27 protein-coding genes and 1 pseudogene are annotated in these 25,031 nt (G+C 58.8%); 9 read left to right on the top strand and 19 right to left on the bottom strand.

Going from position 1 to position 25,031, the window contains the following annotated elements:
* Positions 1-150 precede the first annotated feature (150 nt).
* Positions 151-516 carry a group I truncated hemoglobin gene (locus ACFQEY_RS04975; protein ID WP_186313448.1) on the top strand — a complete coding sequence of 122 codons (366 nt, stop codon included), beginning with the start codon at positions 151-153 and terminating at the stop codon, positions 514-516.
* A gap of 45 nt (positions 517-561) precedes the next feature.
* Here the strand turns inward: ACFQEY_RS04975 and ACFQEY_RS04970 are convergent, their stop codons facing one another.
* Both ACFQEY_RS04970 and ACFQEY_RS04965 read right to left on the bottom strand, forming a co-directional pair.
* Positions 562-903 carry a CGCGG family putative rSAM-modified RiPP protein gene (locus ACFQEY_RS04970; protein ID WP_095638119.1) on the bottom strand — a complete coding sequence of 114 codons (342 nt, stop codon included), beginning with the start codon at positions 901-903 and terminating at the stop codon, positions 562-564.
* Positions 904-1,043: 140 nt separating this feature from the next.
* Positions 1,044-1,715 (bottom strand): helix-turn-helix domain-containing protein, encoded by a 672-nt coding sequence (locus ACFQEY_RS04965; protein ID WP_095638120.1) that lies wholly within the window; start codon positions 1,713-1,715, stop codon positions 1,044-1,046.
* 545 nt (positions 1,716-2,260) lie between these two features.
* On the opposite strand from ACFQEY_RS04965, the gene ACFQEY_RS04960 reads away from it, so the two are divergent.
* Positions 2,261-3,478 (top strand): hypothetical protein, encoded by a 1,218-nt coding sequence (locus ACFQEY_RS04960; RefSeq protein ID WP_144049585.1) that lies wholly within the window; start codon positions 2,261-2,263, stop codon positions 3,476-3,478.
* A gap of 70 nt (positions 3,479-3,548) precedes the next feature.
* Here ACFQEY_RS04960 and ACFQEY_RS04955 read toward each other — a convergent pair whose 3' ends face one another.
* A complete protein-coding gene (locus ACFQEY_RS04955) occupies positions 3,549-4,778 on the bottom strand; it encodes an RNA-guided endonuclease InsQ/TnpB family protein (protein ID WP_095638123.1) in 1,230 nt (409 codons plus the stop codon).
* A 9-nt stretch (positions 4,779-4,787) separates the two neighbouring features.
* Positions 4,788-4,928, bottom strand: coding sequence for a DUF2080 family transposase-associated protein (locus tag ACFQEY_RS04950; RefSeq protein ID WP_144049586.1), 141 nt, complete (start codon positions 4,926-4,928; stop codon positions 4,788-4,790).
* Between the two features lie 604 nt (positions 4,929-5,532).
* Here ACFQEY_RS04950 and ACFQEY_RS04945 point away from each other — a divergent pair.
* Positions 5,533-5,685: a DUF7837 family putative zinc-binding protein gene (locus ACFQEY_RS04945; RefSeq protein ID WP_186313447.1), complete on the top strand. Its 153-nt coding sequence runs from the start codon at positions 5,533-5,535 to the stop codon at positions 5,683-5,685.
* Positions 5,686-5,990: 305 nt separating this feature from the next.
* On the opposite strand, the gene ACFQEY_RS04940 is transcribed toward ACFQEY_RS04945, so the two are convergent.
* The 7 genes from ACFQEY_RS04940 to ACFQEY_RS04910 all read right to left on the bottom strand — a co-directional run bounded on the left by ACFQEY_RS04940 (position 5,991) and on the right by ACFQEY_RS04910 (position 12,026).
* Positions 5,991-6,296 carry a cupin domain-containing protein gene (locus ACFQEY_RS04940; protein ID WP_095638124.1) on the bottom strand — a complete coding sequence of 102 codons (306 nt, stop codon included), beginning with the start codon at positions 6,294-6,296 and terminating at the stop codon, positions 5,991-5,993.
* Positions 6,293-6,673, bottom strand: a complete 381-nt coding sequence (locus tag ACFQEY_RS04935; protein ID WP_095638125.1) for a cupin domain-containing protein — start codon at positions 6,671-6,673, stop codon at positions 6,293-6,295. Before ACFQEY_RS04935 ends, ACFQEY_RS04940 begins: the two co-directional genes overlap by 4 nt.
* A gap of 185 nt (positions 6,674-6,858) precedes the next feature.
* Entirely contained in the window at positions 6,859-8,697 is a 1,839-nt protein-coding gene (locus tag ACFQEY_RS04930) for a multicopper oxidase family protein (RefSeq protein WP_379765308.1), read from the bottom strand.
* Positions 8,698-8,907: 210 nt separating this feature from the next.
* Positions 8,908-9,978, bottom strand: a complete 1,071-nt coding sequence (nirK, locus tag ACFQEY_RS04925) for a copper-containing nitrite reductase (protein ID WP_186313446.1) — start codon at positions 9,976-9,978, stop codon at positions 8,908-8,910.
* Between the two features lie 655 nt (positions 9,979-10,633).
* Positions 10,634-11,113 (bottom strand): redoxin domain-containing protein, encoded by a 480-nt coding sequence (locus ACFQEY_RS04920; RefSeq protein ID WP_095638127.1) that lies wholly within the window; start codon positions 11,111-11,113, stop codon positions 10,634-10,636.
* 125 nt (positions 11,114-11,238) lie between these two features.
* The gene (locus ACFQEY_RS04915) at positions 11,239-11,472 is read right to left on the bottom strand and encodes a DUF2249 domain-containing protein (RefSeq protein ID WP_095638128.1); all 234 of its coding nucleotides are present in this window, start codon (positions 11,470-11,472) and stop codon (positions 11,239-11,241) included.
* Between the two features lie 71 nt (positions 11,473-11,543).
* The gene (locus tag ACFQEY_RS04910; RefSeq protein ID WP_095638129.1) at positions 11,544-12,026 is read right to left on the bottom strand and encodes a metal-dependent transcriptional regulator; all 483 of its coding nucleotides are present in this window, start codon (positions 12,024-12,026) and stop codon (positions 11,544-11,546) included.
* Between the two features lie 88 nt (positions 12,027-12,114).
* Between ACFQEY_RS04910 and ACFQEY_RS04905 the strand changes: the two genes are divergently transcribed.
* The 4 genes from ACFQEY_RS04905 (at position 12,115) to ACFQEY_RS04890 (ending at position 17,013) form a co-directional block, all read left to right on the top strand.
* Positions 12,115-13,473: a heme o synthase gene (locus ACFQEY_RS04905; protein ID WP_095638130.1), complete on the top strand. Its 1,359-nt coding sequence runs from the start codon at positions 12,115-12,117 to the stop codon at positions 13,471-13,473.
* Between the two features lie 245 nt (positions 13,474-13,718).
* Positions 13,719-15,077 (top strand): heme-copper oxidase family protein, encoded by a 1,359-nt coding sequence (locus ACFQEY_RS04900; protein ID WP_144928141.1) that lies wholly within the window; start codon positions 13,719-13,721, stop codon positions 15,075-15,077.
* Complete coding sequence (locus ACFQEY_RS04895) at positions 15,058-16,305, top strand: hypothetical protein (protein WP_379765302.1); 1,248 nt, start codon at positions 15,058-15,060, stop codon at positions 16,303-16,305. Before ACFQEY_RS04900 ends, ACFQEY_RS04895 begins: the two co-directional genes overlap by 20 nt.
* Before the next feature lie 84 nt (positions 16,306-16,389).
* A complete protein-coding gene (locus ACFQEY_RS04890) occupies positions 16,390-17,013 on the top strand; it encodes a hypothetical protein (RefSeq protein ID WP_095638133.1) in 624 nt (207 codons plus the stop codon).
* A 93-nt stretch (positions 17,014-17,106) separates the two neighbouring features.
* On the opposite strand, the gene ACFQEY_RS04885 is transcribed toward ACFQEY_RS04890, so the two are convergent.
* The gene (locus ACFQEY_RS04885; protein WP_095638134.1) at positions 17,107-18,189 is read right to left on the bottom strand and encodes a DUF2249 domain-containing protein; all 1,083 of its coding nucleotides are present in this window, start codon (positions 18,187-18,189) and stop codon (positions 17,107-17,109) included.
* Between the two features lie 154 nt (positions 18,190-18,343).
* On the opposite strand from ACFQEY_RS04885, the gene ACFQEY_RS04880 reads away from it, so the two are divergent.
* On the top strand, positions 18,344-18,775 hold the full coding sequence (locus tag ACFQEY_RS04880) for an SRPBCC family protein (protein ID WP_094530794.1): 432 nt from the start codon (positions 18,344-18,346) through the stop codon (positions 18,773-18,775).
* Between the two features lie 45 nt (positions 18,776-18,820).
* On the opposite strand, the pseudogene ACFQEY_RS04875 reads toward ACFQEY_RS04880, so the two are convergent.
* The 7 genes and pseudogenes from ACFQEY_RS04875 to ACFQEY_RS04845 all read right to left on the bottom strand — a co-directional run.
* Positions 18,821-19,165: pseudogene (locus ACFQEY_RS04875) on the bottom strand (type II toxin-antitoxin system PemK/MazF family toxin); the annotation flags it as partial.
* Complete coding sequence (locus tag ACFQEY_RS04870) at positions 19,162-19,533, bottom strand: MarR family transcriptional regulator (protein WP_094530790.1); 372 nt, start codon at positions 19,531-19,533, stop codon at positions 19,162-19,164. The gene ACFQEY_RS04870 and the pseudogene ACFQEY_RS04875, both read right to left, overlap by 4 nt.
* Before the next feature lie 392 nt (positions 19,534-19,925).
* A complete protein-coding gene (locus ACFQEY_RS04865) occupies positions 19,926-20,345 on the bottom strand; it encodes a DUF7970 domain-containing protein (RefSeq protein WP_010890437.1) in 420 nt (139 codons plus the stop codon).
* Positions 20,338-21,276, bottom strand: coding sequence for a ParA family protein (locus tag ACFQEY_RS04860; protein WP_115864494.1), 939 nt, complete (start codon positions 21,274-21,276; stop codon positions 20,338-20,340). The genes ACFQEY_RS04865 and ACFQEY_RS04860 overlap by 8 nt, the downstream gene beginning before the upstream one ends.
* 261 nt (positions 21,277-21,537) lie before the next feature.
* The gene (locus ACFQEY_RS04855) at positions 21,538-22,341 is read right to left on the bottom strand and encodes a nucleotidyl transferase AbiEii/AbiGii toxin family protein (protein WP_210113744.1); all 804 of its coding nucleotides are present in this window, start codon (positions 22,339-22,341) and stop codon (positions 21,538-21,540) included.
* A 5-nt stretch (positions 22,342-22,346) separates the two neighbouring features.
* A complete protein-coding gene (locus ACFQEY_RS04850) occupies positions 22,347-23,177 on the bottom strand; it encodes a type IV toxin-antitoxin system AbiEi family antitoxin domain-containing protein (protein WP_210113745.1) in 831 nt (276 codons plus the stop codon).
* Positions 23,178-23,269: 92 nt separating this feature from the next.
* Positions 23,270-23,707 carry a TRAM domain-containing protein gene (locus ACFQEY_RS04845; RefSeq protein WP_210113746.1) on the bottom strand — a complete coding sequence of 146 codons (438 nt, stop codon included), beginning with the start codon at positions 23,705-23,707 and terminating at the stop codon, positions 23,270-23,272.
* Between the two features lie 233 nt (positions 23,708-23,940).
* Between ACFQEY_RS04845 and ACFQEY_RS04840 the strand changes: the two genes are divergently transcribed.
* On the top strand, positions 23,941-24,969 hold the full coding sequence (locus tag ACFQEY_RS04840) for a Cdc6/Cdc18 family protein (protein ID WP_379765294.1): 1,029 nt from the start codon (positions 23,941-23,943) through the stop codon (positions 24,967-24,969).
* The last annotated feature ends 62 nt before the right edge of the window (positions 24,970-25,031 follow it).

The following is a 25,031-nucleotide window of genomic DNA, read 5'->3' as shown; positions in this document are numbered from 1 at the left end:
TGGGGGTCGATCCCACCGTATTGTCGGATTTTGGCCGGGCGGATGGTAAATGGGTACCGTTACGAGATCACACCTAACCACATCCCGGAAGACATTCACCGAACATGTTCTTTCGGAGCAGTCTTATTCTTGAGATATTAAGTGACAGTAGTGGCGAAAACGCAAACAATCTACGCAAGGATCGGCGGAAATGAAGCTGTCGAATCTGTCGTGGCCGATTTTTATGATCGTGTCTTCTCAGATTCACTTCTTCAGCCGTATTTCGAAGATATCGACCGTGATGCGCTGTACGCTCACCAAGTACAATTCATAAGTGCCGTAGCAGGCGGCCCGGTATCATACGACGGCGCCGATATGCAGGCTGCTCACGAGGGAATGGGAATCACCGGGGAAGCCTTCGGTCGCGTTGCGACATACCTCGCCGAAGCGCTCAGAGAGAACGGTGTCACCGAGGACGACGTCGACGCGATCCTCGATGAAGTCGGTGCGCTCAAGCCGGATGTCGTGGCCCAGTAAACGCATGTAAGTCGAGAGGTCTTTCTGAGGAGCTTTTTTCACAACTCACTGCTGGACGCGATACACGTAGCCGCCACAACCGCACTGATCGACGACGCTGGTCTCTGCGTCCGGGTAGTGGTCGTGGATCGGCGCCTCAAGGTACTCCTCGGGAGTGCCGTGGTTCGGATGCGTGACGAGGTTGACGTGGTAGTCAGGTTCCGTCTGATTGATCGCCGCAAGGGCGTGCTCGATTAGCGTCTCTCGATCGTCAGCGTACCGTTCCTGTTCGAGGTTTGCGGACCACGACGCATCATGCTCCTCATCGAGAAATGAGGGTGCCAACTCGTTGGTTTCGGAGGCAGCCGTGGTACGTTCGCGGTCTGATTGCTGGTTCCGTGTGGACATGAGAATATGTATGAGACGGACACGCCTCCATGTCTGTGCGAACATGTTCGCTACGTTCCGCTTTGCGGAGAGCCAGGTCGGGGGTCACGGGTGCAATCCCGACGACCTCCCATTCGTCACGAATCGTTGAGACCGACGCTCTACGTATCGGTGTCTGTGCCGGGATCGAATTCGAGCGGATTTCGAGGGAGATCGTCGACGAACTCCCGGACGATCGTTCGTTCCACGCGTTGGAGTGTCTCGCTGCACGTGGATTTCGCGATCCCGACGTGTTCGGCGACCTCTGTCAACGTACAGGTGCGTGGCACGTCGTAGTAACCGCGTTCGACCGCCTCGAACAACAGCTCTCGCTGCCGCTCGGTGAGCGATTCAGCCGGGTTCAGCCGCTGTTGAACGTACTCGACATCGAACTCCGCACCGACGCCTCGAAGCATCTTCCCGAAGTCGGCGATGCGCTCGTGGGCGCCGGTGACGTCGATTCGGGCCACTCCGTTCTCGATCTCAACGGGCATCTCGATCGGGATGCCGGCCTGCCGTGCAGCCGCCATCAACAGCGGTGCATGTGCCTCGACTTGGACGGTGGCAACCCCGTCACTCAACGCCATTACCGAGACTTCCTCGATCGTGTCGTGGACCGTTATCGCGTCCAGAATTTCATCAATATCGTCAGCGGTGATCTTCACGAGCGCGAACCCCGCACCGTCTCCGGGGGTCGCACTGAGTACCTGAATCCGTGCTTCCGGGAAGTCCCGAGAGACCTCACCGACCCACGGTCCGTCTGGGAAGTCAACATTGAGTCGAGCCTGTGCCATATCGTCTGTTCGCTGTCACGGGGCAAAATGGATTCGTCTTCGTGCCCCAATCTCTGTCAATACGGATTCGTCAAATAGGAAGGGATCGGAGACTCTCATGTGGATTTGGAGACGAGTACCGCTTCATATCTCACGGAGTGAGAGTCATCCTATCCCTTTTCGGTCTTTCTGCGAGAATATGAGAACACACCGGAATATCGATTACCATGACAAATACAAAATCAGATATAGCAGTCACATTCAATCCACAAGAATGGGTCGACGGACCGTACCACCTAGACGATGGGGCAGACAAACAACTGACTCCCGCCGAAAATCGGGAACCAGTAACGTTCGAAATACCCTGGGAGGACGGAACTGACGAGGAGGGAACTGTGTTCCCGGACGAATCGTACGAGGCGAATCAGTTACAATCGCACCCTGCTGCTCCGGAGTGGGTCCGAAATTGGGATGGGCCATACTACGTTCGGACAAAATCGGTTGCCGACGAGTAACGGGCAATTGACAGAACAGATCAAGTACCTCGAGAATAGCAGAAGTGAACCATGGCCGCTGAAATCTCACGCTGGTCGCGTCGATACGTTCTCATCGGGGTGATCGCACTCTGTTGTTGGCAGGTTGCCACTGTTGCTGGCCTCCCGCGACGCACGACGGTGGCGTTGGGCGTGTTCGGGTTCGTGTTCCACGTCATCTTCGGCAAATCCTACGCCCTCGTGCCGGCGTACTTCGACGCTGATCTCGTCTTCGAACACGCCCCGATGGTCCAGTTTCCCTTCATCGTTATGGGGACTGCGTGTTTCGCGCTCGACCCGCTTCTCGTTCGTCGCTTCCGTGTCGACCTCGGCGTTCTCGGCGGTGTGCTCTGGGCGGTCGGCGTCGCCGTGTTCGTCGGATCAATCGTACTGACGATCGCCGGACCACTCCGACGCGGGACGACTGGAACCGGGGATCACAACGCCGACCGACGGCCGCTCGACCGATTCGCGAATCGCTTCGTCCCGATCGTTCTCCTGTATCTCCTCGCCGGTAGCTACGAGAACGTCGCCGGACAGGCCAGCGAACTCCCGCCGCTGATCGGCGTCCAGGCTGCCGCAACGCATCTCTTGGCCGCCGGGGCTGCGACGTTGCTCGTGGTCACGCTCGGCTTTCGACTGCTTCCGCGGTTCCTCGGCGCACATCCGACCCGATCGTCGGCCGCCCTTGTCCTACCCGTTGCCGCGACTGCCCCCGGGATCATCGCCGGCGGGTTCGTCGACGAACGATTGCTCCCACTCGGTGCCGCTCTGATGGTGATCGCGATGGTCGGCTTCGCGCTCGTCGTCTTCGGAATGTGGTTCCAGTCCGACAAACGCCGAATCGGATTGTACGCCCTTCTCCCAAGCGCGACGTTCGGCGTCATCGGCGTCCTTTTCGGCGGTCTCTTCGCAGTCGGCGGAACGTCTCCGGCGTTGATCGAGACCCACCTCCGAGTCAACCTGCTCGGCTTTCTCGGCCTGATGATCGTCGGAACATCGTTTCAGTTCTATCCGCCGCGGCTGGGCGCGTTTCCCGGGTCGTCGAACCGTTCCGCGAGCGTAGCGATCGCTGCGCTCGCTTGCGGACTCGGGATTGAGATCCTCGGTGCCGCTGTGATCGCCGTCTTCAATTCCTCGACGGCGTCTCTTTCGACACAAGCGATCACTCTCGGCCGTTGGCTCACGCTCTTTGGTGCGTTCGGGTACGCGTACCTCATCGCGAGTGTGTTCAGGGCACGATCGACATGATCTTCTCGGTCAACTCGGCCGTATCAAATCGTCTTATCTAAACGGGGTACTTCTAGTGAACTACCCCACCCTACTCGCTCACGGCTGACGCCGTTCGCTCCTTGAGGGTGGGGCTTCCTGTTTCAACGACGCACTTTGCAGATACCGAGGTATCCACAGGGAGCGCAGTCTCCACAGGCGTTGATTCGGAGCGTCCCGCTCCTAACCGCTTCCTGATACCGCGAGAAAGAATGTTCCACGCCGCGTTCGCGTCCCTATCCGCTTCAAACCCACACGCCGGGCACGAGTGTTCCCGGATCCACAACGGCTTCTCGGTTGAAACGCCGCAGGACGCGCACTCTTTCGTCGTCCCTCTCGGGTTCACAGCGACGAAGTGTGTCCCTTCGCGTTTACACTTGTACTCCAGCATCCGCAGGAACGTCCCCCACGCTGCACCTGCGCGGTTCCGAGAGTTGCCCGGTAGCTCGACCAACCCCTTTGCGTCCAAATCCTCTACGGCCACGAGGTCGTATTCGCGGGCATAGTAGTTCGAGAGTTTGTGAAGAAAGTCGCGGCGCTTGTTCTTCAACTCGGCGTAGCGTTCGGCCACAACTCGGCGCTGTTTCTCCCAATTCGCAGACCGGTGCTGTTTCCGCGAGAGGTTGCGTTGGGCGCGTTCCAACCGCTCCCGCTCGGCGGACAGGTCGAGAGATTCGACGGCGGTTCCGTCCGTGTCGTGGGCGTACTTGAGAATCCCCACGTCGATGCCAACGCACTTCTCGGGATTCTCCGGCTTCTCCGGTGGGTTGTTTGGGGTTTCGACACCGAGGATGGCGTACCACTTACCGGTCGGTTCGCGTTTGACGGTGACGGTCTTGATTTCGGCGTCGTCGGGGAGGTCGCGGTGGAAGGTGATGGGGATTTCTCCGAGCTTCGAGAGCCACAGTCGGGTCCGACCGCTCGTGTTCTTGAGCTTGAAGCCGGATTGACTGTAGGTGAAACTGCGGTACTCACCCGGTGCTTTCCACTTGAGCGTCCCAACGCGGTAGCCGTTCTCTTTCCGGCCCTGGAGTGTCGAGAGGTTGTCGTACAACCGCTGAACGACCTTCTGTAGCACCTTCGAGTGAACGGTTTTTAGGTCGCTCCACCACTTCTTGAGACTCGGCAGGAGTTTCTGTTCAGAGTACGACGAGGTGTCGTCGTTCCGATTCAGGCGGTGGAGGAAGTGGTTGTAGACCTGTCTACAGGTATCGACAGTCCACGCTAACTGTTCTTCGAGGGCGTCGGACGGTCGAAGTCGATACCTGTAGTTGTAGTTCATCGGGTGGTGCTACTCGTCGGGGTCGGTAGTTCTGACGACTTTCACGTCCGCGCCACGCCATCGTTTCGGGACAAGGACGTGAGCGCCGTTGCCGGTGGCTTTGGCCGTCCCGTCGATGACTTCGTGGCCTTCGATTTCGTGTTTATCCATCGCCTGTGTTTACACTTAATTTCAACATAAATGTGGCGGTGGCCCTGTGGTCCGAGCGTCGAACGTGTCTGAGAATCGTGCGGCGCTGTATCCCCTCCCTACTCGCTCCCTCCGGTCGCTCGTTGAGGAAGGGGCCTTAGCGGCTCAATTCAGGTAAACTAGGATCAAACGGAGGTACGTCACGTTTGTCCATTCACGTCACTGGTGGAAACGGTTTCGAGAAGAGTCTCGCAGCCACGCAAATTCTCCTGATTGACGACATTAACCGATGTATCCCAACCGCGGTAGTCTACTCAAATCTGGAGGCGCTCTATTTCATCCGACCCACATGTGGGACACTCATCTGCCCCCGATGAAAGATTCTCACCGCACTGGCGGCTCTCCACGACTACCTCAGTCTTGTCACCGAGTAGTAGCCGTGTAAGTACTGTGCGGACACTCATGGGATCCAGAGTTCTGGTGGTTGTGAGTTAATCCTACTGGTGATCTGTATTCCCTAGAAATTCGGTGCGTTCGACCCGAGTAGCCGCCAAAGGCTTACGTTCAAGGCCGATTGACAATTGTTTGGAAGGAACACTGTCACACGCCTCTTCCATCCCTTTCCATGACCGCTGACGAATCATCTCTCGGTCATTGCCCGGAATGTGGTGAGGACATCTCGGAGGCGTGGATTCTTGTTGAATATGAGAAGGACGACGGCACCAAGGGCGTGTGGGCCGAGTGTCCAGTGTGTGAAGATGTTGTAGCACCGGAGTAGTCGCAGACAGCGGAATAAAGTGTTCTTCGTCGCGCCTCTAGTATAAGTTCGAAAAGTGGAGATTTCAGCGGAAGTTAGGTGTCTCTGCTCGGGCAAAGTTCCATAGCATCACGGATCAGATGTAGTTGAGATACTGGAGCAAGCGTTCTGCCTTGGCGATCTAGAGGCAGACGCGACGCATTTTCCCTCTGAGACCAAGGTTGCAGTCTTCAGCGACCGGTAGTTCCTTACCATAGTGCGTCTGAAGACCGAGGTTTCACCAGAGGTAGTCTTCCGTGTACAGAGGCAGTACCACTCTCCTCTGGCTACTCGTCTGACCGAGACGCCAAGACGATTAGTGCAGTGCTATCCTCGACGGCATGGGGAGCGATCTCTTGGTCCCCGTCGAAGCAAGCCACGTCGCCTGCCGACAGCTCATGTGTCTCGCCGTCGAGTTCCAACTCGATCGCCCCCTCGATGAGATGGAACACGATTTTGCGGTCGGGATGCGAGTGAGGAGCGACTTCGCCGCCCGCGTCGAGAGTGAGTCTGATCGTCTTCGGTTCAGCGTCGGGGAAGACGTTGGCGTGGGGCTGTCCGTCCAGTTCGTTGAGGGTGTGTATCGTCGTCATGTATCGGTCGGATCGAATTCGTCGGTTCGGAGTCCTCGGCGGACCGGTTCGTGTTCGGCGTCGGTCGGCGGTGGAGCGGTGACGAGCAGCGCTTCGAGCCGCGAGTCGTCGTCGGCCTTGACACCGCGGTCGGTGTCCGCTCCGACGGTCACGACATCTCCTGGTTCGACGCGGTGTTCCGCATCCCCGTCGCGGATGAGCCCGGTGCCGGAACGGACATCGATCACCACGTCACTTGATGGAGCGTGAACCGGGATAAACTGTCCCGGTTCGAAATAGCCGCAGACGACTTTCATCTGTTCGCTCCGAAATACTTCGACTGTCGAGAACTTCTCGTCGTCGTACGTCCGTTCCGCGTCGAAGTCAACGGCCGTCATACCGAATCACCCGTTCGGCAGGCGCCGCGGTCGTTTGTCTGGACCGCCGCTTGGGCGCTGGCTATGGATGACTTGTCCGCTCGATAGTTTTTAGGTTTGCCTAAATTCATGCGTCTCAACGTGTGGCACGGATCGACAACAGGGTTGGGACGAACATGTTCCCGTCAGATCGGCCCCGTCGACGACTACTCGCTTCCACCCTCGTCATCGGGCGATCGGACCTTGAACGGTCGCATCATGTCGTGGTCCTCGTGTTCGATCATATGACAATGCCACATATAATCACCTGTCTGATCGGAGAACAGCCCCTTGAACTCCCCGAAGTGTGCGATCACGTGTACCACATTACCTGGGTCGACGGTGACCACGTCGTTCCACCCGAGTTCGTACGACTCGGGGGCATCGAGCGCGTCCAGATCGATGTCGTCTTCGGCGGGATCGTAATCAGCAGCCGACTGCCGTCCCAACACCTGGAAGTGAACGAGGTGGAGGTGTATCGGGTGGGACATCCCCGTGAAGTTGGCGAGACTCCAGATCTCGGTGTCCCCAAGCGTCGGGGTCTCGGTGACCGGGTCCGTGAGTTCGTACCCGATCTTTTCGTTGCGAGTCCCGAGTGCGTAGAGGGGCCGATCGTACTCGTCCGTTTGTCGGGCGAGCGTGAGGAAGCGTTCGGTGTCGACGGATTCGATCGGAATCTCGGGGACCTGCGTCAGTTCGTCTGGGAGTTGCGTTGGCTCCTGCTCGCTCTCCGCGGCTGCCACGTCGATAAGCATGACCTCCGGGAGGGGTTCGGAGTCCTCCGGCCCGATTCCGCTCGTCCCGCGATACTTCGCCGGGGCGTTATTATGCAGGAGCAGGGTCTCGCCCGCGTACTCGCTGAAGTCGACGACGACATCCGCGCGCTGACTCGATCCGAGTTCGAGACGGTCAGCGGTCTCGACCGGTTTCGAGAGGAGCCCGCCGTCGTTCCCGATCTGGACGAACGGCGGCCCCGCCTCACCCGTGTCGCCCGATTCATCGTCGTATTCGAGCAGCTTGAGGTTGTAGTATCGGCTGTTGGCCCCGTTGAGCAGGCGGAACCGATACTGTTCGGGATCGACGGACAGTCGGGGCCACGCCTTCCCGTTGACCGTCGACGTGTCACCGTAGAACTGCGGAACGATGCTTGGGTCGAGATGTGAATCGTTTTCATCCTCTTCTGTCGCTGGGACGTCCGTCGGGTAGTATAACGAGCCGTCCTCGTTGAAACTCCGGTCCTGCAACACGAGTGGGATTTCGTTGTCGCCCGTCGGAAGATCGAGCTCTCGTTCGTGGTCGTTCCGGATCAGATAGAACCCCGCGAGGCCGGCGTAGACATTCAGTCGCGTGATGCCGAGCGAATGATCGTGGTACCACAGTGTTGCGGGCGGCTGGTCGTTCGCGTAGTAGTAGTCCTTCTTCTCGAAGTCGGGGCCCGTCCGCTCGAAGTTGCGGGTGAACCACGCCTGCGGTTTCCCGTCGCTCTCGTGTTCGACATTGCCACCGTGGAGGTGCGGGACGACGCGGGCACCCGGCTCGTCGTACGGGATGATATCGCCGTGGATCGTCGGATCCTCCGGGAGCAGGTGTTCGTCCGGGAGGTGATTCTGCCACCGAACGTAAATCGGTTCGCCCTGTTCGGCTTCGATCGTCGGGCCGGGAAACTGCCCGCCGTAGCCCCACAGGGTCGTCGGCGGAAGGTCGCGGTGGAGCTTCTGTTCGATCTCGGCCATCTCCACCTCGTAATGAGGCTGGCCATCTTTCGTTCCGCTCGGTTCGATAACACCCGGACGAGGTATTTCGTCGACCCACCGTTCGAGATCCGGTGAGGAATGGGTCCCGTCGGACACTCCTTCGGCGTCTTCTGAGTCGCCCGCAGCTACCGGAGCGCCGATACTTTTCGCGGAACAGCCCGCGAACGCCGCGGTACCGGTGATACCCACGGCCGCGAGAAATCGCCGCCGTGCAACATCACTCTGGGATCGTCCAGTCTCGTCACCAACCATGTACGCGCTAGCCAGTTCATGTAAATAGGGGACCGGACAAACCCTGTTTAATGGGAATTAGTCCGAACATGTTCGCCGACAAAGACGGGATGTCAGAGCCGAAACTCCTCTGTTGACAACTGAGCCCACGAATATCCTCTTCATTCGACCGTCCTGAATCAAGACATCGGACAAGCTTCTTGGAAACAAAACCCAACGAATTATCCGAACCTACTCGTCGGATCCGGGATCGTACACGTCCGGATTCGGCTCCCCCTCGACGTCGACGACCGCGAGTGCGCCGCGGCGTCCGGCCCGTGAGAGCGCGTGGTCGACGATCTTGATCGGGCCCGGGACCGCGAGTTCCATCTCGCCGACGGTCGCCGTGCCGGGCGCGACCGGCGTGGTCTCGACGTATCGCGCTGGCGGGGAGACGAGGTCGCCGTCGCGGTACAGCCGCGACCAGACGTTGCCGATCGGGTGCCACGAGCTGGACTGGTTCGGGCCGCCGTTCACAAAGAACACGCGAACGGTCTCGCCCACCTCGGCGCCGATCGGTCCGAGCCGATCCTCGGTGAAGCCGTGGTGTTCGCCGTTGAACACGACGTACGTCGGATCTTCGGCGAGCATCGCACCGTGATCGAAGGCGTGGTGGCCCTTCTCGCCGAGGTCGCCTTTGGTGTACAGCTCGTGCTGACCGAGGTAGAGCTCGCGGTCCACCGCGGGCAGTCCCGCCTCTGGCTCGACGAGGATCGCGCCGAACATCCCGGAGCTGACGTGGTGGTCCATCGCCGGCACCGCGCAGTGGTAGGTGAACAGGCCGGGGAACTCGGCGCGGAAGCTCAGTTCCGCCGCGTCGTCACCGGGCACCAGCGTCGTGTCGACGGCCCCGCCACCAGGGCCGTACACGGCGTGGAAGTCGACGTTGTGGATGTCGCTGTTGTCGTCGGCCGGGACCTCGAACCGGAGGTTGACGGTGTCGCCCCGCCGGACGCGGATCATCGGCCCGGGAACCTGTCCCTCGAAGGTCATGTACTTGAACGTGACTCCGGGCTCAACCTCCGCGACAAGCTCCTTTGTTCGAAGAGTGACGTCGTGTTCGCGCGGCTCGTCCCAGTTCACAGGCGCCGGGACGTCGGTCGGATCGGCCGCGATCCGGTCGACGTGGACGTCACGTACAGGGTCCAGTTCGGGGACGACTTCTTCGTTCGGGTCCTCCGGTGGGGGCGTTTCCGCGTTCACCGGCGCGCCGATACAGCCGGCCACCGCGCCGACCGCTCCGATCCCGAGCGCTGCAACCATCTTCCGCCTGCTGAGGTCTTGTGACATGATGCTTCCCATCTCAACAGAGGCATCGTAGTGACATATATAATATATACTGTTCCCCAATATCGGGGTTGAAACGGCCATCTACCACCATATACGGGGTTTTAAATACTTAATAAGTATGTCGAGTACGGAATCGGACGGAAGTGAATTTCGAGCCGCGGTCCATGAACACACCCGGGCCACACGAAGATGAGTGTATCACGGCTGCTCGCACTTATCATCAAAATGACTCTCTGGAACGAGATTAAACAATCGTGCGACAGCGCGGGCGGTTGCTTGCTTGTTTTGAGTACGTCCGTTCAGTGGTGACTCGAAGTTCGAAATTAGCCGCCAAGCGAGAGTACCCCCGAGCAGCCGGACGGTTTGCCGTTGTTCGTCGGTGAGGCCACCCTGCGTCTCGAGTTTGGAGAGCGCCTCTCCGACCTGACGGCGTTCGATCCGTGCCGTATGATGTTGTAACCGTCTCCGGACGCAGCGGACGTCGATCCCAGTATCAGATACGTTGTCGCGACGATTTCGCCGTCGTTCCGTGTTATGCCGTTCAGAGGTCATAGTCGAATGTAGAGTAGCCTTGGAAGGAGAATTACGCGATCATGAGCAAGGATCTGTCTGTCGTAGTGGAATCGCTCTACTCGGTTGCCGTCTTCACGGCCTCGAGCAGCTCCTCGTAATCCGGCTCATTTGTTGGATCGTCTGCGACCCAGCGATACGTCACCGTTCCCGTCTCATCAACTACGAACACCGCTCGGTTCGCGATTCCGTACAGTCCGAGCTCTTCGATATCGATCTCAAGGCCGTACTGCTGGATCACATCACCGCTCATGTCGCTAACGAGATCGAACTCGATTCCGTGTTCATCACGGAAAGCACCCTGAGAGAACGGTGAATCGGCGCTCACGCCGAAGACCGTCGCTCCGACCTCTTGGAATGACTCGAGATTGTCTTGAAGCGCGACCATCTCGTTCGTACACGGTGGCGTGAACGCGCCTGGGAAAAACGCGAGCACGATCGGTCCGTCACCCAGGTGGTCTTCCAATTCGAACGTCTCGTGATCGCTCGTTCCGTGCGTCGCGGTGAACAGCGGTGCAGTATCTGAATGCTCAACCATCAGGATATATTTCTTGTTGTCCAAAGGATAAGCTTTACACGAACATGTTCGAGGGGAATCGAATTCACGTGGGTACCGGTCCTGAAGCGGTCATACTGGGAATCGACAGATCCCTCGGAATCAGGTCACTCGTGTCGAATCTCGATATACCACACGTCGGACCCGTCAGACATCGTTTCATACTGGAACCCGCGTTCTTCGAGGACCTGATACAACGGCTCCGGCTCGAAGCTGTTGATCAACAGTAGCGTCTCGTCGTCGGAGAGCGCTTCGAGCTCGGCCATGATGTCGCCGAACGGTTCGCCGTCGATCTCTCGGACATCCAGGCGACGATCGATCTCGTTTCGCTCAGTGGCCATATCCGTTCAAGTATCGACGGGGAGGTGCGTGTTCCCCCGAACGTATTCGGGGACGCGACCGTCCGCGGCGGTTAATGCTCGGTTCCCGCGAACGGGCATCGGTCGGCTCCGTTCGGCGGGGTCGCGGAACACGCGTTTGCCGTACCATCGACGAGCGCTCGCAGGCGTTCGATCGCCTCGTCCAGAAGGACGTATCCGATACGGTAGCCCGCTTCGAGGGACATATCGAACCCCGTTCGACGGCGGAAGAACGTCCGGACGGCACACTGGCACGCTTCGAGTTCCAGCGTGACCTCCCTCCCCCGATCGGTGAGTTCGACCCCGGCTTGCTTCTCGTATCGGAGGAGTCCGGAAGCGGCAAATCGATCGAACATCTCCGTCACGCTCGACGGCGAGACGTCGAGGCGATCGCTCACCTCACCGGTCCGAACTCGAGCGTCGCGACCTGTTCCGATCCGCCTGATCGCGACGAGGTACAGCCCGCCGTTGCGATCGACGCAGGCGGTGGGCCGCACGCAGCCGCAGACGTCCGCCTGTGCGTGGTCGATAGCCATTATCGTACGTCCGACGTGCACCGGACATGAGGGTACCTCCGAATATGTTCGGCGGAAACGACGCAGGGTCCGAAGCTGGACCGGAGGTATGGATCGACCACGCCTCACGACGCTGCTGACCTGGTCAGTCGTGGGGACGTACCTGCTCGTCGCGCTCGGAGCGACCGCCGCCGCGGACGGCGGCTCGCTGGTCGCCGCGGTCCACCAGGCCTCCGCGGTGGCCGTCGGGGGCCTGCTCGCCACCACGGCGCTTCTCGCCCAGTACTCGGCGGCCTCGCGTGGTGTTCGCGTCGGAACGATCGTGGCGGTGATCACGTACGTGGCACAGGCCGGTGTTGGGCTGGCGGGCCGAACCAACGTCGTGCCGTTCGACGGCGTCCACCTGTTGGGCGGGATCGCGGTGTTCTCCTTCCTCCTCGCGACGCTCGTAATCAGAGTAGAGACGACCGCGGGGGGACCGGTTGATAGCGGAACACTGAACGGGCCGAATCACGGCGTAACGCCGATCGCGTCTGACGGTGACGTTCCGTCCCCGGTGTCCGAACCTGGGTCAACTCGGGTCCGCGATCGGATGCGGACGTATCTCGAGTTGACGAAGCCCCGATTGATGTGGTTGTTGTGCCTGCTCGCGCTGGCGGGAATGGGACTGGCCGTCGCGACCGGCGCTGAACTGGACGGCGTGACGGTCGTGGCGACCCTCGGCGGCGGTGTCCTCGGGATCGGTGCGGCGGGGACGTTCAACCACGTGTACGAGCGCGACCGCGACCGCAAGATGCGACGGACCGCTGATCGACCGATCGCGACCGATCGGGTCGGAGTTCGACGCGCCACCGGCTTCGCCGTCGCGCTTGTTGTCGCCTCGATGGCGGTGATGGTGACGTTCGTCAACGCGCTCGCGGCCGTGCTCACGGTGGCGGCAATCATCTATTACGCGTACGTCTACACAGTCGTGTTGAAGCCGACGACCCGATGGAACACCGTGATCGGGGGCGGTTCCGGAGCGCTGCCCGCGCTGATCGGGTACGGTGCCGTGACCGGGACCGTCGGTCTCTCGGCGGTTCTCCTCGCGCTCGTGGTCTGCTGTTGGACCCCGGCACATTTCTACAATCTTGCCATCGCCCACCGTGAGGACTACGCACGGGCCGAGTATCCCATGTTACCGGTCGTCGCCGGTGTGCGGACCGCACGTCAGCGGATCTTCGCCTGGCTCGGACTCACTCTGATCGTCGCGGTGTTATTGGGGGTCATCACAGGTTTTGGTGTACTCTATGCCCTCACCACCACGGTGCTCGGAGCAGTGTTTGTTCGAAGCGTGGTCAAGCAGTATGATGTCAATGAGCGAAATTCCGAAGACGAACAGGCGGCCGCCTACAGAAGTTTCCACGCCTCGAATGCATTTCTTGGGGCCGTCCTCGTGGCAATTCTCGTCGAAACACTCGCAGTATAACTCGAGTACTGCGGCTTCAGCTACCGCTGGGCCGGCACTATCGTGAAATTGGAACGAACAGGTGCGTGTTGATATTCATTTTTGTTATCACCAACGGCTAAACCGTCGCCTGTCGTTCCGGCTCGAAACCGGAGCGCGTAGCCAGATCCAGAGGTGCTCTCCACCATTAAAACGTGTTCCACGGTCGGCGACAGGAGAACATGTTCGGTGGTCCTGTCAGGTATATGGAGAACGTACCCTGATTTATGGGTGCCATCCCGGGGAATATCGAAGCGGACCAACAGCCCCCAATGACGGTCCCATTACGGCATTTTGTTGTCGGTCTCGTATTTCTCGTCGCGGGAATTGGATTGGGGATTGGCTTACATCTGAACGCTGTCCCAGGACTGGGCCGGCTCGCTCACGTCCATCTCCTGTTAGCCGGCTGGATCTGTATCACGATCATGGGGGCGATGACGCAGTTCGTGCCCGTCTGGTCGGGCGCGACCCTCCACTCGCAGCGACTCGCAAACGTACAGTTGGGGCTGGTCGTCGCCGGTCTCTCTGGGTTCGTCGTCGCATTCCTCCTGGTCGAGACAGCGTGGCTGATCCCGTTCGCCACGCTCATGCTCGTCGGCTTCTGGGCGTTCGCGTACAACATCATCCGAACGCTCGCCACGGTCGAGGAGTACGATGTCACCGAACGGCACTTCCTCGGCGCGCTCGGCTTCTTCCTCCTGTTGACCGTTCTGGGCGTCCTCCTCGCGATCGATTTCACGGTTCCGACGTTCTCGCGAATCGGCGTCAGCCGGTCCAGGGTGGTGGGCGCCCACGCGACCCTCGCGGTCTTCGGTGCCGTTCTCACGACGGTGTACGGCGCGCTGTACCAGCTCGGAACGATGTTCACGCAGACGGAACTCCACGGAATCGACCACCGTCTCCGGTCCATCGAAGAGATCGCGCATCCCATCGGCGTGGTCGTGCTCGCGGTCGGTCGACTCGTGGGTCACGCCCCCGCCGCGCGGGTCGGCGGTCTGCTGATCCTGTTCGCCGCGTCGGCGTTCTCTCTCATCTTGGCACGCAAACTGTACGAGATGCAGGTCGAACGGACCCCGATGCACACGCGGTACATGGTGGCAGTGGGAGCGCTCGCGCTGTGGATCGCCGTCACAGAACCCGCGTGGATATCTGACCCGTTGACGCGCGATCACCTGCTCGGCGCGGCGAACGCTGGTCATCTGCTGTTGTTGGGTGCAATCGGGTTCGTCGTCGTGGGGACGCTGTATCACATCATTCCCTTTGTCATCTGGGTCAACCGGTACAGCGATCTGTTAGGGTTAGAGGACGTCCCGATGATCGACGACCTCTACGACGATCGGATCGCCGCGATCGACGGGGTACTCCTCGGGGGCGGAAGCGCACTGATCGTGGGCGCGAACCTACTGGAAGTCGCCGGAACGCCGGGGCACCTCGGCGGACTGCTAGTGGGCGTCGGCGTCGTGGCGTTCGTGTCCAACTTGGTCCTCATGTTGGTCCGTCACAGCCCGCATTCGATTGATCGGATCGTGTTGGGGTCATTCTCGCCGCGCAGAGCGCACGATCTCGATGAGGCGGCCGACGACTAGATTTGCCAGCAGAACGCCCGGGGATCGTCCTGAGCGTAGGTCAACACTCATGAACACGGGACCAACTGGACTGTGGACGTGGACACAACGCTTCACGGTGGCGAGCGTCGGGTCGTTCGTGGGCTCGCTTCTCGCATTGCTCGGTGGGGCAAACAAGGTTGCCGTCCTGATCGGCGTGTTCGGCTTCGTCTGTCCGATGGTGTTCGGAATGGCGTACCTTCTGCTTCCCTCGTACGTCGGCAAGACCCTCGTCGATCAGCGACTCGCGGGGATTCACTTCGGGCTCGCCTATGTCGGTGTCAGCCTTCTCGTGGCGGATCAGTTCGTTACGGCGGGGATTCTCCTGAGACCCCTTGGTGTGACGCTCTGGACGACCGGTGTCCTCATTTTCGTCGGGTCGTTGCTGGCGACTGTCGGTCCAGCTGCGGTCGGCACAGTAGCTGGAACACTTGGAGGAAGTGGACGATCCCAACGCTCGACTCGACTGGCCACAGCGATGATTCCGGTTGCTGTCTGCTATCTCCTCGTCGGAACGGTTGCTCTCCTCATGACCGTCGCCCCTTTGGGAATCGGGACGGTCACAGTAGCACAGGTCACCCACTACTACCTCACCGGGTTCGCAACGCTGCTAATCTACGCGCTCGGCATGCGGTTGCTGACGGCGTTTTTCCACGTCTCGTTACCTCGCCCCGTCGTCTGGATCGTGCTCGTGGCCGGAGCCCTGGCGCCGGCCTTTCTGGGGACGTTCCTCTGGATCGATCCGTGGTTCCGGGTCGGCGGCGTTTTCGCGACACTCGCGATGCTCGGGTATGCAGCCCTCGTGCTATTCGTTATTCTGAAAACGAATCGCAGACGGGTCGGTGTATCCGGGATCGCACTCGGTGCGATCGCAGGAGGGACCGCCGTCGTGTCGGTCGTTCCGGTGGCGTTCGGGTTCGGGGATCCGATATCGCTCGCCGTCCATCGAACGCTCATCCTCGCCGGATTCTTTCCGCTCACAATCGTCGGATACGCGTACCTATTCTTCCCAATTACCGGCGGTCAGTTCACGGGGGCGAACCCACGCGCGGCACGTGTGACGATCGCATTGCTTGGAGCCGGTGTCGCCGTACAATCGGTGGGAGTTGCCCTTCAGTACGAACCGGTACGCGTGATCGGAATTCTCGGGTCGGTAATCGGTGCGATCGGATGTGGCTACCTCCTCGGATGCCGGTTTGTGAACGGTTGATACCCGACCGTTTTCGGACGAGGAGACCGCCATCCGAACATGTACGGGAGTAGGAGTACCCCTCACGATCTCGAACAACTGGGTATGCCCAGCTTTCCGTCGCTGTTCGGGTCCGACGACAGCGACCTGTTCGACGGGTACGACGAGTTCGTTTCGGATCACGTCCCGAGGCCGGGCGAGTTCCTCGAACCTCATGATCTGCTCACCGGGGCGGACCACGTCGCGTTTCACCGTCTCACGCGCGACTGCTTCGAGGACCGAAAGGTGTACGATATGACGTTCAACTACAATCTCGCCCGGCTGAATCTCGACACGCGGCACACGAGCGCCGGCTACCGCTACGCCGTCGAACGCGACGACGCTGATGACGCCGTCGAGGCGGACGACATCGACCGCGTACTCCGTGCCGAGTTCACGCCGACGACTCCATTCTGTCCACAGACCCACACGCTGACGATCGGGTCGTTCCGCGCGTGGAATGGGCTCTCTGAACGACATGAGTACGACCTCATCCGCGTCCGCGCGGCACCCATGCACCACCAGAGCGAGGCGATCAACGAGCAGCTCGCCGACCTCGAGCAGACGTATCTCGAGACGGGAGACGTGACCGCCGATCCGGAGGGCGACACCGAAATCGGGTCGAACCCGATGGAACGTTCGATGAAAAACGAGGGACCGAGCCGCGGATCGCCGGACGCTCCGTTCTGAAAGGATCTGGTCCCCCCAGGGCAACGGCCACTGCGTGATCGGTACCGCGATTCGGGTCTCGCTCCGGATCAGTCCGTTTTCGAAACAGCCTCGTCAGAACGGTGCGTTTGGATCCTCCGCGGCAGTCGGGTCGTCGTCATGCGTTTCGGCCTTCCCAATCAATACTCTAAACTCGCCGGGGTCACGCTTGCGATACTCCCAGTAGAACTCCGGGCCAGCCTCGGCGTCGAACTGGTGGTACAGCGGCTTCGGGTCGTGGTCGTTCACGAGGGTAAATCCTTCTCCGTCGTCGAGATCTGCGTACGTCTCAAAGATCTTCTCGTGTCGTTGCGCGGGTGGAAGGTCGCGGACGTCGAGCTCAGCCGTACTCTCTGGGATCTCGACGGACGCTTCCGTGGACACCTCGTCATTGTCAGACATCGCGGATGTGGGATCCTCACCGTCAGCTGTGGATTCACTTCGTTCAGACTTTGTGATCCGTACCCGACAGCGACCGGGCTCTTTTTCGACTACCTCCCAGTCGAACGTGTCATCATATTGCTCCCGAAACTCGCGACGGAGCGGTCGCGGCTCGTGCGGAGCGATGAGTTCCATCGTCTCGCCATCGGGTATCATGCCGTACCGGTGGTGGATCGTCTCGTGGCGATCCGGCTTCGGGATCTCCCGGACATCGTATCGCGTGATTACGCCCTCGTTGTCGGCTATCGAAGCGTCGGTCTTCACGATTTTGACGCGCCACTCACCCGACTCACGACTTGTATACTCCCAGTCGATGACATCGCCGTGCATCGATCGAAGTTCGTAGTAGAGCGGCTTCGGGTCGTGGTCATTGACCAGCACGAACCCCTCACCAGATCCGAGGCGATTGAACGTATCGAGTAACACCTCGTGTCGCCGCTGCGGTATCAGATCACGCACGTCGAACGTCCCTAACTCCCCGTCACCGAGTGGTTCCTGTTTGGACACCCCGACCTCGCGCGGTTCGGCGTCAGGATCCTCGTGGGCCCAGTCGAGGGCACGGTTCCGTTCGATCTGGTACCGAAGCAGATGAGCGTCGATGTCTCGATCAGAGATAACGAGGACTTCGGTACCCGTCTCAATCTCGTCGAACGCGTCGTCGATCCGGTCTTGGAACTCGCGAGGCGAGGAATCCCGCAGGTCGATTTCGGTAACCATCTCTCGGATCGAGTACGGTCGCGAAGGAAGATGGTCCCTCAGCCGAACTTGTTCGGGACATCCGTGAAACGAGACGGAATTGAGATCTGAATTATCGGATGCTCACCAATCCAGTACAAGAGTTTCGGCCGCTTTCGAAAGACAAGTCCGACCCATGAATTCGGTAACGCTTTCGCGAACGATCGACGCGCCTCCGACTGTTGTCCGCGAATCGATGAACGAACTCGATCAGTTCATGCGAGCGTCGGGGTTCGATGAGGTTCACGTAGACGGCGAAACGGTTCGCGTCGCGAACGAAATGGGGATCGCGACTATCGAACTCACGCTTGAACTCGTTGACCGTCCTGACGCCGACCTCGCCTACGAACAGCGCAAGGGCATCTTCGAGGAGATGCGGACAGCGTACACCGTCACATCAGATCCTAACGGGAGCGAAGTGGTCGCAACGACGGAGTTCGCGCTTGACGTTGCGATCATCGGAGATGTACTTGACTCAACGATCATCAAACGCCAACGGCGAAAGGAACTCACGGCTCAGGTCGATTGGCTTGAAGAGGGGACAAGCTTAAACGAAGGTGAGGAGTGACTAGACGACTTCCCAGATGATGTCCCGTCGAAGATCACGATCAAGGAGATCAACGATAATCGCTACTATCAGCGATTCCCATAGATCGCTGTCAAGGCGGCCCTGCCAGAAATCGATATCCTCGCGGACGATCGATTGGACTCCCCACAGAACAATCCGACTCTCATCCGGGATCCCACCACGAAGCCAACTCTCACCGGGGATGTCGATTAGGCCGTCCATCCAAGATTTCGACGTCAACGTGAGCGCGATATACTGATCGCCGTAGAACGGACGGCCTTCGTGATTCGAGAGAATGATCCATGGCCGAGCATCTCTCTCACCTTTGAACGGATCATCCCCGTAGACGACGTCGTCACGCTCGAAAATCGGTGTCTCTTCGTCGGTCACTGTTCGTCCTCGACGCTCGGATGTGGTTCCTCGGGTGCGTGTTCGCGCCAGGACTCCTTGTCCTCTGTACCGAGTCGCTGGTTGAACAGGGCGGTCGCTCGTTCGTACCCGCTGTATCCGTCGAGTCGCTCTGTGTCGTCGGTTATCGCCCAGTACGTCGCTTTGTGTTCGACGAGATCGCGGTCCTTCAGTCTCGAGAGCGCGGTGCTGACCGCGCCCTCATCGAGACCGATCTGAGAGGCGATTTCGCGGGCCTTGAACGCGCGATCATCGTTGGCGGCGAGAAATCCCAGCACCTGATCCGGGACGGAAAGTTCCTCGAGTTCGTCCTCGCTCGTCTTCTCGAAGGTATCTCGGTCGATGGACATCGTTGAGCAGAAATACGGTGTCAATCGTAATGAGTGTTAGGTGTGAAAGCGACGAAATGGCTGAAGGGGATACTCCGCCCGTAGCCTCGTCGAAGCAGTTCGAGAATCGTATACATTGAGACGGCCAGTCTCAACTACCAGTGGGCGTCCATTTTCGAGTTGTTTTACCGATCTATAACGTAGAAACCCGTTCTCTCTGGTCAGATACGCGAATATAGTTCGTCGGGCAGCGATGGACGCATCCAGAATTCATGCGTCCCGTGCCCTTGTGGAGGTGCATATATGAATAGAATACTTTTCATGCTATTTGACCTATTCCAGTAAACCTCCTTCCTGAAGAGATGGACATCCCCCCGTCGTTCTCCTTGAAAAGAAATAGAATGCTATTCAGACTATTTTGAAATCGCATTCTTTCGTTCTTGCTCGAACCGTTCAGCCACCTCGTCAACCAAGTCTTCCTCTACAACCGTGCGCAGCAACGCATCAGTCATCTCACGGACAACGATATTCTGATAGCCGCGAGTACTTAGCTCGCGCTCTAATTCGTAGTTCAGCCAGGAATCGAAGTTCTCGATAGTCTCTTCGCGAGCGTAAAACGGCCGTTGATTGGCTGCCTCGTATGAAAAGGCAGTATCTGTCATCGGGTCCAGTTCCTCGACGTCCCCCTCATCCGGTTCGTCGACGTGTTCGGTTGTCGTGTCTGAGGCGGGTGGCTCGCGCGGTTCCTGTTCACTCTTCGTCTCGTCCTGATCGTCAGCATCGTCATCCAGCGTCTGACTAAGATCTGCGAACGGGTCACCGTCGTCAGCCATGCCGGACCACCTCACCGGCCTCGACGATGTGCGCGAGTTCGTCGAAATTCTTCAGTTGATCACAGTTGGCGTCGTAGTCCAATAGCGGTTTGCGTTCACCGTACGCTTTCGTGATACTCGTTCGGTCTCGGATACCTGGTGTCGGACTAATGTCGCCGCTGCCCACAGCCTCCCAATCCGTGATTCGAGCGAAGTTCGGAATACGGTCCTGCAAGCTGTTGTGGGAGTTCAGCCGTTCGAGGAGCTGGCGATCTTGCGTTTGCTGGTCGATACGCCCATCCAGCATATTCGGGACGAGTGCGAGGACGTCGACGTCCATGTGCTTTCGCAGCGGAGCAATCTGGCGCTCGATAGTGCGTTCCAGTCCGGACATCGCCTCGTTGCCGGGCGCTAGTGGAAGAACAAGATTAGACGTCGCGACGAGAGCGTTGTCGGTCAGTCGCGAGCGATATGCGGGCGAGTCCGTGACGATGAAGTCGTATTCGTCGCCCAGCAGCGGCTCAACGACTTCGCGCTTCAACAGAGCAGACGGCTGGAAGACGTCACCGACGACGATTTCTCGCTCGACTTGCTCGAGATCCTCGCTCGAGGGAAGGATATCGAATTCATATTCGGTATCGTAGACGACTGAGGTTGGATCTGCCTCATCGAAGAATACCTCACCGATGCCCTCGTCTGTATTGTGATAGTGGTCATCGAACCCGAGACCGACTGAAGCGTGTCCATTCGGATCGAGGTCAATGAGGAGGACATCATGGTCGTGGGTGGCGAGTTGACGCGCGAGATTCACTGCGATGGTTGACTTGCCAACGCCACCCTTCAGCATGCAGACTGAGACAGCCCGAGAATTCCCCGCTGTATCCACGGATTCGTACGGGCTATTTGGGCTATTCGTGCTATCTATGCTATTCCCGCTATTCGTTCCCGCCATGCTATTCTGGAATAGTGCCCTATCCCCTCTTATAACTAAGGGCAGTGAATAGCCCGAATCGCCAAGATAGACCGAATAGTTTGAATAGTAAGAATAGCATGAATAGTATGAGTAGCAAAGGTAGCCTGAATTGTTAAAATAGCATAAGTAGTATCGATAGAAAATCTCTATGAATAGGATGCTATCTTAGAATAGTATCCGATTTCAGAATACCCCTAATAGTGCAGGGCTAGTACGTGCCGCAGGCGAGAGGATTCGTACCTACTCCGTCCCTTTGTCAATGACGGCCTCGTCCAGTCTCTTCCAAACAGTATCGAACAGCGGTGGATCACCGGTCAGGTCTGGAAGTGAGGTTTCCCACTGGCGCTGAATGTCCTCGCGCTGGTCACCCGGCAGACCTGTGGTGAGATCGACGTCAAGGTCGTCGTGGTCGCACTTTGCTTCGAAGGCAGGCAGGACAACGTCGAACTCAATCTCAACAGATTCGGTCTCTAAGAGCTGATAAAGATCGTAGTAGTCTCTGGCAGCACCCCGTTGGAAGATCGCCCGAAGTTTCTCCGCGAAGATCTCTTCGACACTATACGCCTGCAGTTCGAACTCCGGGATATCCTCGTAGGAGTGCGTATGGTGAACCGAGTCGAATGCGACGTACTCGTCGACCATCACGTCGAGACTGGTCGTATTCGGATGGTCAAGCACCGCCCGATACTGGATGCTCATGTCGACGTAGTGTGTCGGATAGTGTTGCTGGCGGGACTCGTGGTGCTCGCTGATGGTGAACTCAATCCCGGAGCGCTCGGTAACTGTGTCAAGGACATCACGGAGGTCGTCTTCTGATTCGTTGTACTGACCTTCGACGCCGAAATCGAGATCCTCTGAGAATCGCCACGACTGGGGGAAGTACAGTTTGCTCAGCGCCGTTCCACCTTTGAACATGAGGTTCTCGCCAAAGTCACTCGTGAAGATACCCCAGAGAATCCAGGAGTTGACGTAGTTCTTCTCAGCATAGCCCTGGCGGACACCTAGCTCACGGGCAAGGACACGGAGTCGGTTTTGACTGATCATTAGAATCAGGACTCCGTCGGACCGAGCGTGCCCGGGTCAACGTTAATTCGGAGGCGATACTCACTGTCGTATAATCCCTGCTCGCTCTGCGTCGGGTCGAGCAGCGAATACCCGCTCGTGAACGACGCGACGAGCGTCTCACGCGTTGGGAGGTCGATATCCAGTTGGTCGGCAAGGTAGACGATTCGCTTGGTCGCCGCACCGTTGTCGAGTCGCTGGAGGTACTCACCGACGGTCGCCCACGAACAGTCCTGGTCGTCCGCGGCGACCATTGCTTTCGCGAGTTCTCGGATACCACCGCAGTACTCGGGATGGTCGGCACAGTCGACGAGCGTCTTCTCCAAGTCGGCGATGTTCACGGCGGTCCCCTCAATGGACGTCGGCTCGTAGCCGAAGAACTTCCGCTCGGTGACCGTCGCAACGCGATAGGGGACGCCGTGAATCTCGCGACTCTGGGCTCGCGTTGGGGTGACGACGTAGACGGTTCGAGGAACCTGCTCGGTCAGCCCGTGATGGCTGAGGGCGCTGTAGTAGCCGATGTACATCGGCTCAGCGACGTGCGAGGCGATGAGATACTCGTGGGTCGTATATACGGCCTCTTCACCGGCAGCGAGTGGGATGATGAGATATCGGCCGGGGAGCAGCCGATCCAGCCACCCTTTCTCGGTGAGTCGGGAGGCGATCTCGCGGGCGGTGTTCGGCGCGACCTCGAGTGTCGCCTCGATATCGTCGATCGAGATGATTTGGTGGCCCTCCGCGGCGAGATGCGAGAGGAGTCGGCTCTCACGGGTCGAAAGTCCCTGCCGTATAGTTTGGGTCTCTTGTGTGGAACTCATACCTGCATTTCGTACATAGAATATGAAGCCCGGCAGGCTTCAACGTTGCGCCTCCTCCACCCTGCCGGGCAGACACCGGATTATGAGCCTAGTTAGAGTGATTGAGGGCCGGTATCGACAACGCTGGCAAATGCGACGTTCTCTTGGACCTGGTCGATTTCGATGGTCGGCTCGTCACCGGGCTGCGCACCTGGAATGATAACGACATAGCCGCGTTCGACCTTCGCGATTCCATCGCCTTGATCGCCGACTGTCTCGATCGTCACGTCACGGACTTCCCCTTCAGTGACCGGTGGGGTAGGTGGTCCAGAATTTCGTTCGGACGGAGCGGGCTGCTCCTGTGCTGTGCGTTCGTCAGCTGTCTTCGTCGAGGATTGTCGTTGCGTGAGTACGCCGATCCGGTATGTTTCACCAGGAGAGATAGCGCCGTGATCAATCTCAGTTTGCGGAACTTCGAGTGTATATGTCTCTCCTCGTTTTTCTACAGTTGCGCTAAACAGACTCTGGAGCGACTCTGGAACCTCAACCATACGCTGACCTACAGCCCCTGGTAGTTAATCGGTTATCTTCCGCGAAGATAGGTATCTATTCAGGAAGGCTCGTGTTTCCTGGAATTTCCGGAAAACTATGAGGTGCAATTCCAGCAGAATCGCCTGCCAGCGATACAGTATCCGGGTAGAACCCAATTACAAGTGCTTCCTTTCCGGAAGCGACCCGGTCACTCTTATATGACCTGCCGCAGAATCACTTTTATACCGAATTCATGATACGCGATGCTCGCGTCCTCCGCGCCGGGTTCGTCCCTCGAGAAGTCGAGCATCGTGACGCCGAAGTCAACCACCTCTCCAGCGTTCTCGAACCCATCACGAATGGTGAACCCGCCGATACCGCCATCGTCACTGGACCGAGCGGCACTGGGAAAACCTGTATCTCACAGTTCGTCACCGAGCGCCTTCGCGAGGAGGTCCTGGACGTCGAAGCGACCTACGTCAACTGCTGGCGCAACTATACGCGCTATCGGACACTCTACCAGATTCTCGATGATTTCGGCGAAACCATCGATATCCACCGACAGTCGACGCCCCATGACGAACTCATCGATCGGCTCCAACAGTACGACGGGCCACGGACAGTCATCATCCTCGACGAGGTCGACCAGCTCGAAGATCCGGGCGTTATCTACGACCTGCATAGCCTGCCGCAGTTCGCGGTGATCTGTATCGCTAATAAGGAAGAAGACCTCTTCAGCCGCGTCGACGACCGCCTCGTGAGTCGACTTCGATCCAGCGAACACGTCCGGATGGACAAGTATCACGACGAGCAACTCCACGACATCCTCGCTGCTCGTGTGAAAGGAGGGCTCGACCAGGACGTCATTACGACTAACCAACTCGACCGTATTGCCGACGCCGCTGCTGGTGATGCTCGTCTCGCGATTGGCATCCTTCGGACCGCCGCGAGCAAAGCCGACCGCGAGAGTAGAGAGCGAATCACCGATGATATCCTCCTCAACGCTGCGGAAGACGCTCGCGCTCAGATCAAGCAGAAGAATCTCGACTCGCTTATCCCGCACCAGCGGGTCGTCTACGACGTCGTCCGGGAACACGGGCCCCTCGGGCCAAGTGAGATTTACGACCACTACAAGCGGAAAGTCGACGATCCACGGACAAAACGCACCATCCGCACGTATCTGTCGAAGATGACGCAGTACAACGTCCTCGAGGCAGAGGGTACGAGTCGTGACCGCGAGTACTCGCTCGTCGATTCGACGGCACCATCAGTAACCCAATAAGCTGCGAAAATCCAAGATATCATAGACACGTTCTCATATCTTCGTTACACCCAGCCGGCAAA

This window comes from Halorubrum trueperi (assembly GCF_042662525.1).
Classification (GTDB): domain Archaea; phylum Halobacteriota; class Halobacteria; order Halobacteriales; family Haloferacaceae; genus Halorubrum; species Halorubrum trueperi.
The sequence above is the reverse complement of the archived record's forward strand: the minus strand, read 5'-3'. Positions and strand labels throughout refer to the sequence as shown.

Bases quoted from the DNA above. Each gene is read 5' to 3' on its own strand.
- ACFQEY_RS04970 (WP_095638119.1), bottom strand. From the start codon at position 903: ATGTCCACACGGAACCAGCAATCAGACCGCGAACGTACCACGGCTGCC.
- ACFQEY_RS04965 (WP_095638120.1), bottom strand. From the start codon at position 1,715: ATGGCACAGGCTCGACTCAATGTTGACTTCCCAGACGGACCGTGGGTC.
- ACFQEY_RS04960 (WP_144049585.1), top strand. From the start codon at position 2,261: ATGGCCGCTGAAATCTCACGCTGGTCGCGTCGATACGTTCTCATCGGG.
- ACFQEY_RS04955 (WP_095638123.1), bottom strand. From the start codon at position 4,778: ATGAACTACAACTACAGGTATCGACTTCGACCGTCCGACGCCCTCGAA.
- ACFQEY_RS04950 (WP_144049586.1), bottom strand. From the start codon at position 4,928: ATGGATAAACACGAAATCGAAGGCCACGAAGTCATCGACGGGACGGCC.
- ACFQEY_RS04945 (WP_186313447.1), top strand. From the start codon at position 5,533: ATGACCGCTGACGAATCATCTCTCGGTCATTGCCCGGAATGTGGTGAG.
- ACFQEY_RS04940 (WP_095638124.1), bottom strand. From the start codon at position 6,296: ATGACGACGATACACACCCTCAACGAACTGGACGGACAGCCCCACGCC.
- ACFQEY_RS04935 (WP_095638125.1), bottom strand. From the start codon at position 6,673: ATGACGGCCGTTGACTTCGACGCGGAACGGACGTACGACGACGAGAAG.
- ACFQEY_RS04930 (WP_379765308.1), bottom strand. From the start codon at position 8,697: ATGGTTGGTGACGAGACTGGACGATCCCAGAGTGATGTTGCACGGCGG.
- nirK (WP_186313446.1), bottom strand. From the start codon at position 9,978: ATGGTTGCAGCGCTCGGGATCGGAGCGGTCGGCGCGGTGGCCGGCTGT.
- ACFQEY_RS04920 (WP_095638127.1), bottom strand. From the start codon at position 11,113: ATGGTTGAGCATTCAGATACTGCACCGCTGTTCACCGCGACGCACGGA.
- ACFQEY_RS04915 (WP_095638128.1), bottom strand. From the start codon at position 11,472: ATGGCCACTGAGCGAAACGAGATCGATCGTCGCCTGGATGTCCGAGAG.
- ACFQEY_RS04910 (WP_095638129.1), bottom strand. From the start codon at position 12,026: ATGGCTATCGACCACGCACAGGCGGACGTCTGCGGCTGCGTGCGGCCC.
- ACFQEY_RS04905 (WP_095638130.1), top strand. From the start codon at position 12,115: ATGGATCGACCACGCCTCACGACGCTGCTGACCTGGTCAGTCGTGGGG.
- ACFQEY_RS04900 (WP_144928141.1), top strand. From the start codon at position 13,719: ATGGGTGCCATCCCGGGGAATATCGAAGCGGACCAACAGCCCCCAATG.
- ACFQEY_RS04895 (WP_379765302.1), top strand. From the start codon at position 15,058: ATGAGGCGGCCGACGACTAGATTTGCCAGCAGAACGCCCGGGGATCGT.
- ACFQEY_RS04890 (WP_095638133.1), top strand. From the start codon at position 16,390: ATGCCCAGCTTTCCGTCGCTGTTCGGGTCCGACGACAGCGACCTGTTC.
- ACFQEY_RS04885 (WP_095638134.1), bottom strand. From the start codon at position 18,189: ATGGTTACCGAAATCGACCTGCGGGATTCCTCGCCTCGCGAGTTCCAA.
- ACFQEY_RS04880 (WP_094530794.1), top strand. From the start codon at position 18,344: ATGAATTCGGTAACGCTTTCGCGAACGATCGACGCGCCTCCGACTGTT.
- ACFQEY_RS04870 (WP_094530790.1), bottom strand. From the start codon at position 19,533: ATGTCCATCGACCGAGATACCTTCGAGAAGACGAGCGAGGACGAACTC.
- ACFQEY_RS04865 (WP_010890437.1), bottom strand. From the start codon at position 20,345: ATGGCTGACGACGGTGACCCGTTCGCAGATCTTAGTCAGACGCTGGAT.
- ACFQEY_RS04860 (WP_115864494.1), bottom strand. From the start codon at position 21,276: ATGGCGGGAACGAATAGCGGGAATAGCATAGATAGCACGAATAGCCCA.
- ACFQEY_RS04855 (WP_210113744.1), bottom strand. From the start codon at position 22,341: ATGATCAGTCAAAACCGACTCCGTGTCCTTGCCCGTGAGCTAGGTGTC.
- ACFQEY_RS04850 (WP_210113745.1), bottom strand. From the start codon at position 23,177: ATGAGTTCCACACAAGAGACCCAAACTATACGGCAGGGACTTTCGACC.
- ACFQEY_RS04845 (WP_210113746.1), bottom strand. From the start codon at position 23,707: ATGGTTGAGGTTCCAGAGTCGCTCCAGAGTCTGTTTAGCGCAACTGTA.
- ACFQEY_RS04840 (WP_379765294.1), top strand. From the start codon at position 23,941: ATGATACGCGATGCTCGCGTCCTCCGCGCCGGGTTCGTCCCTCGAGAA.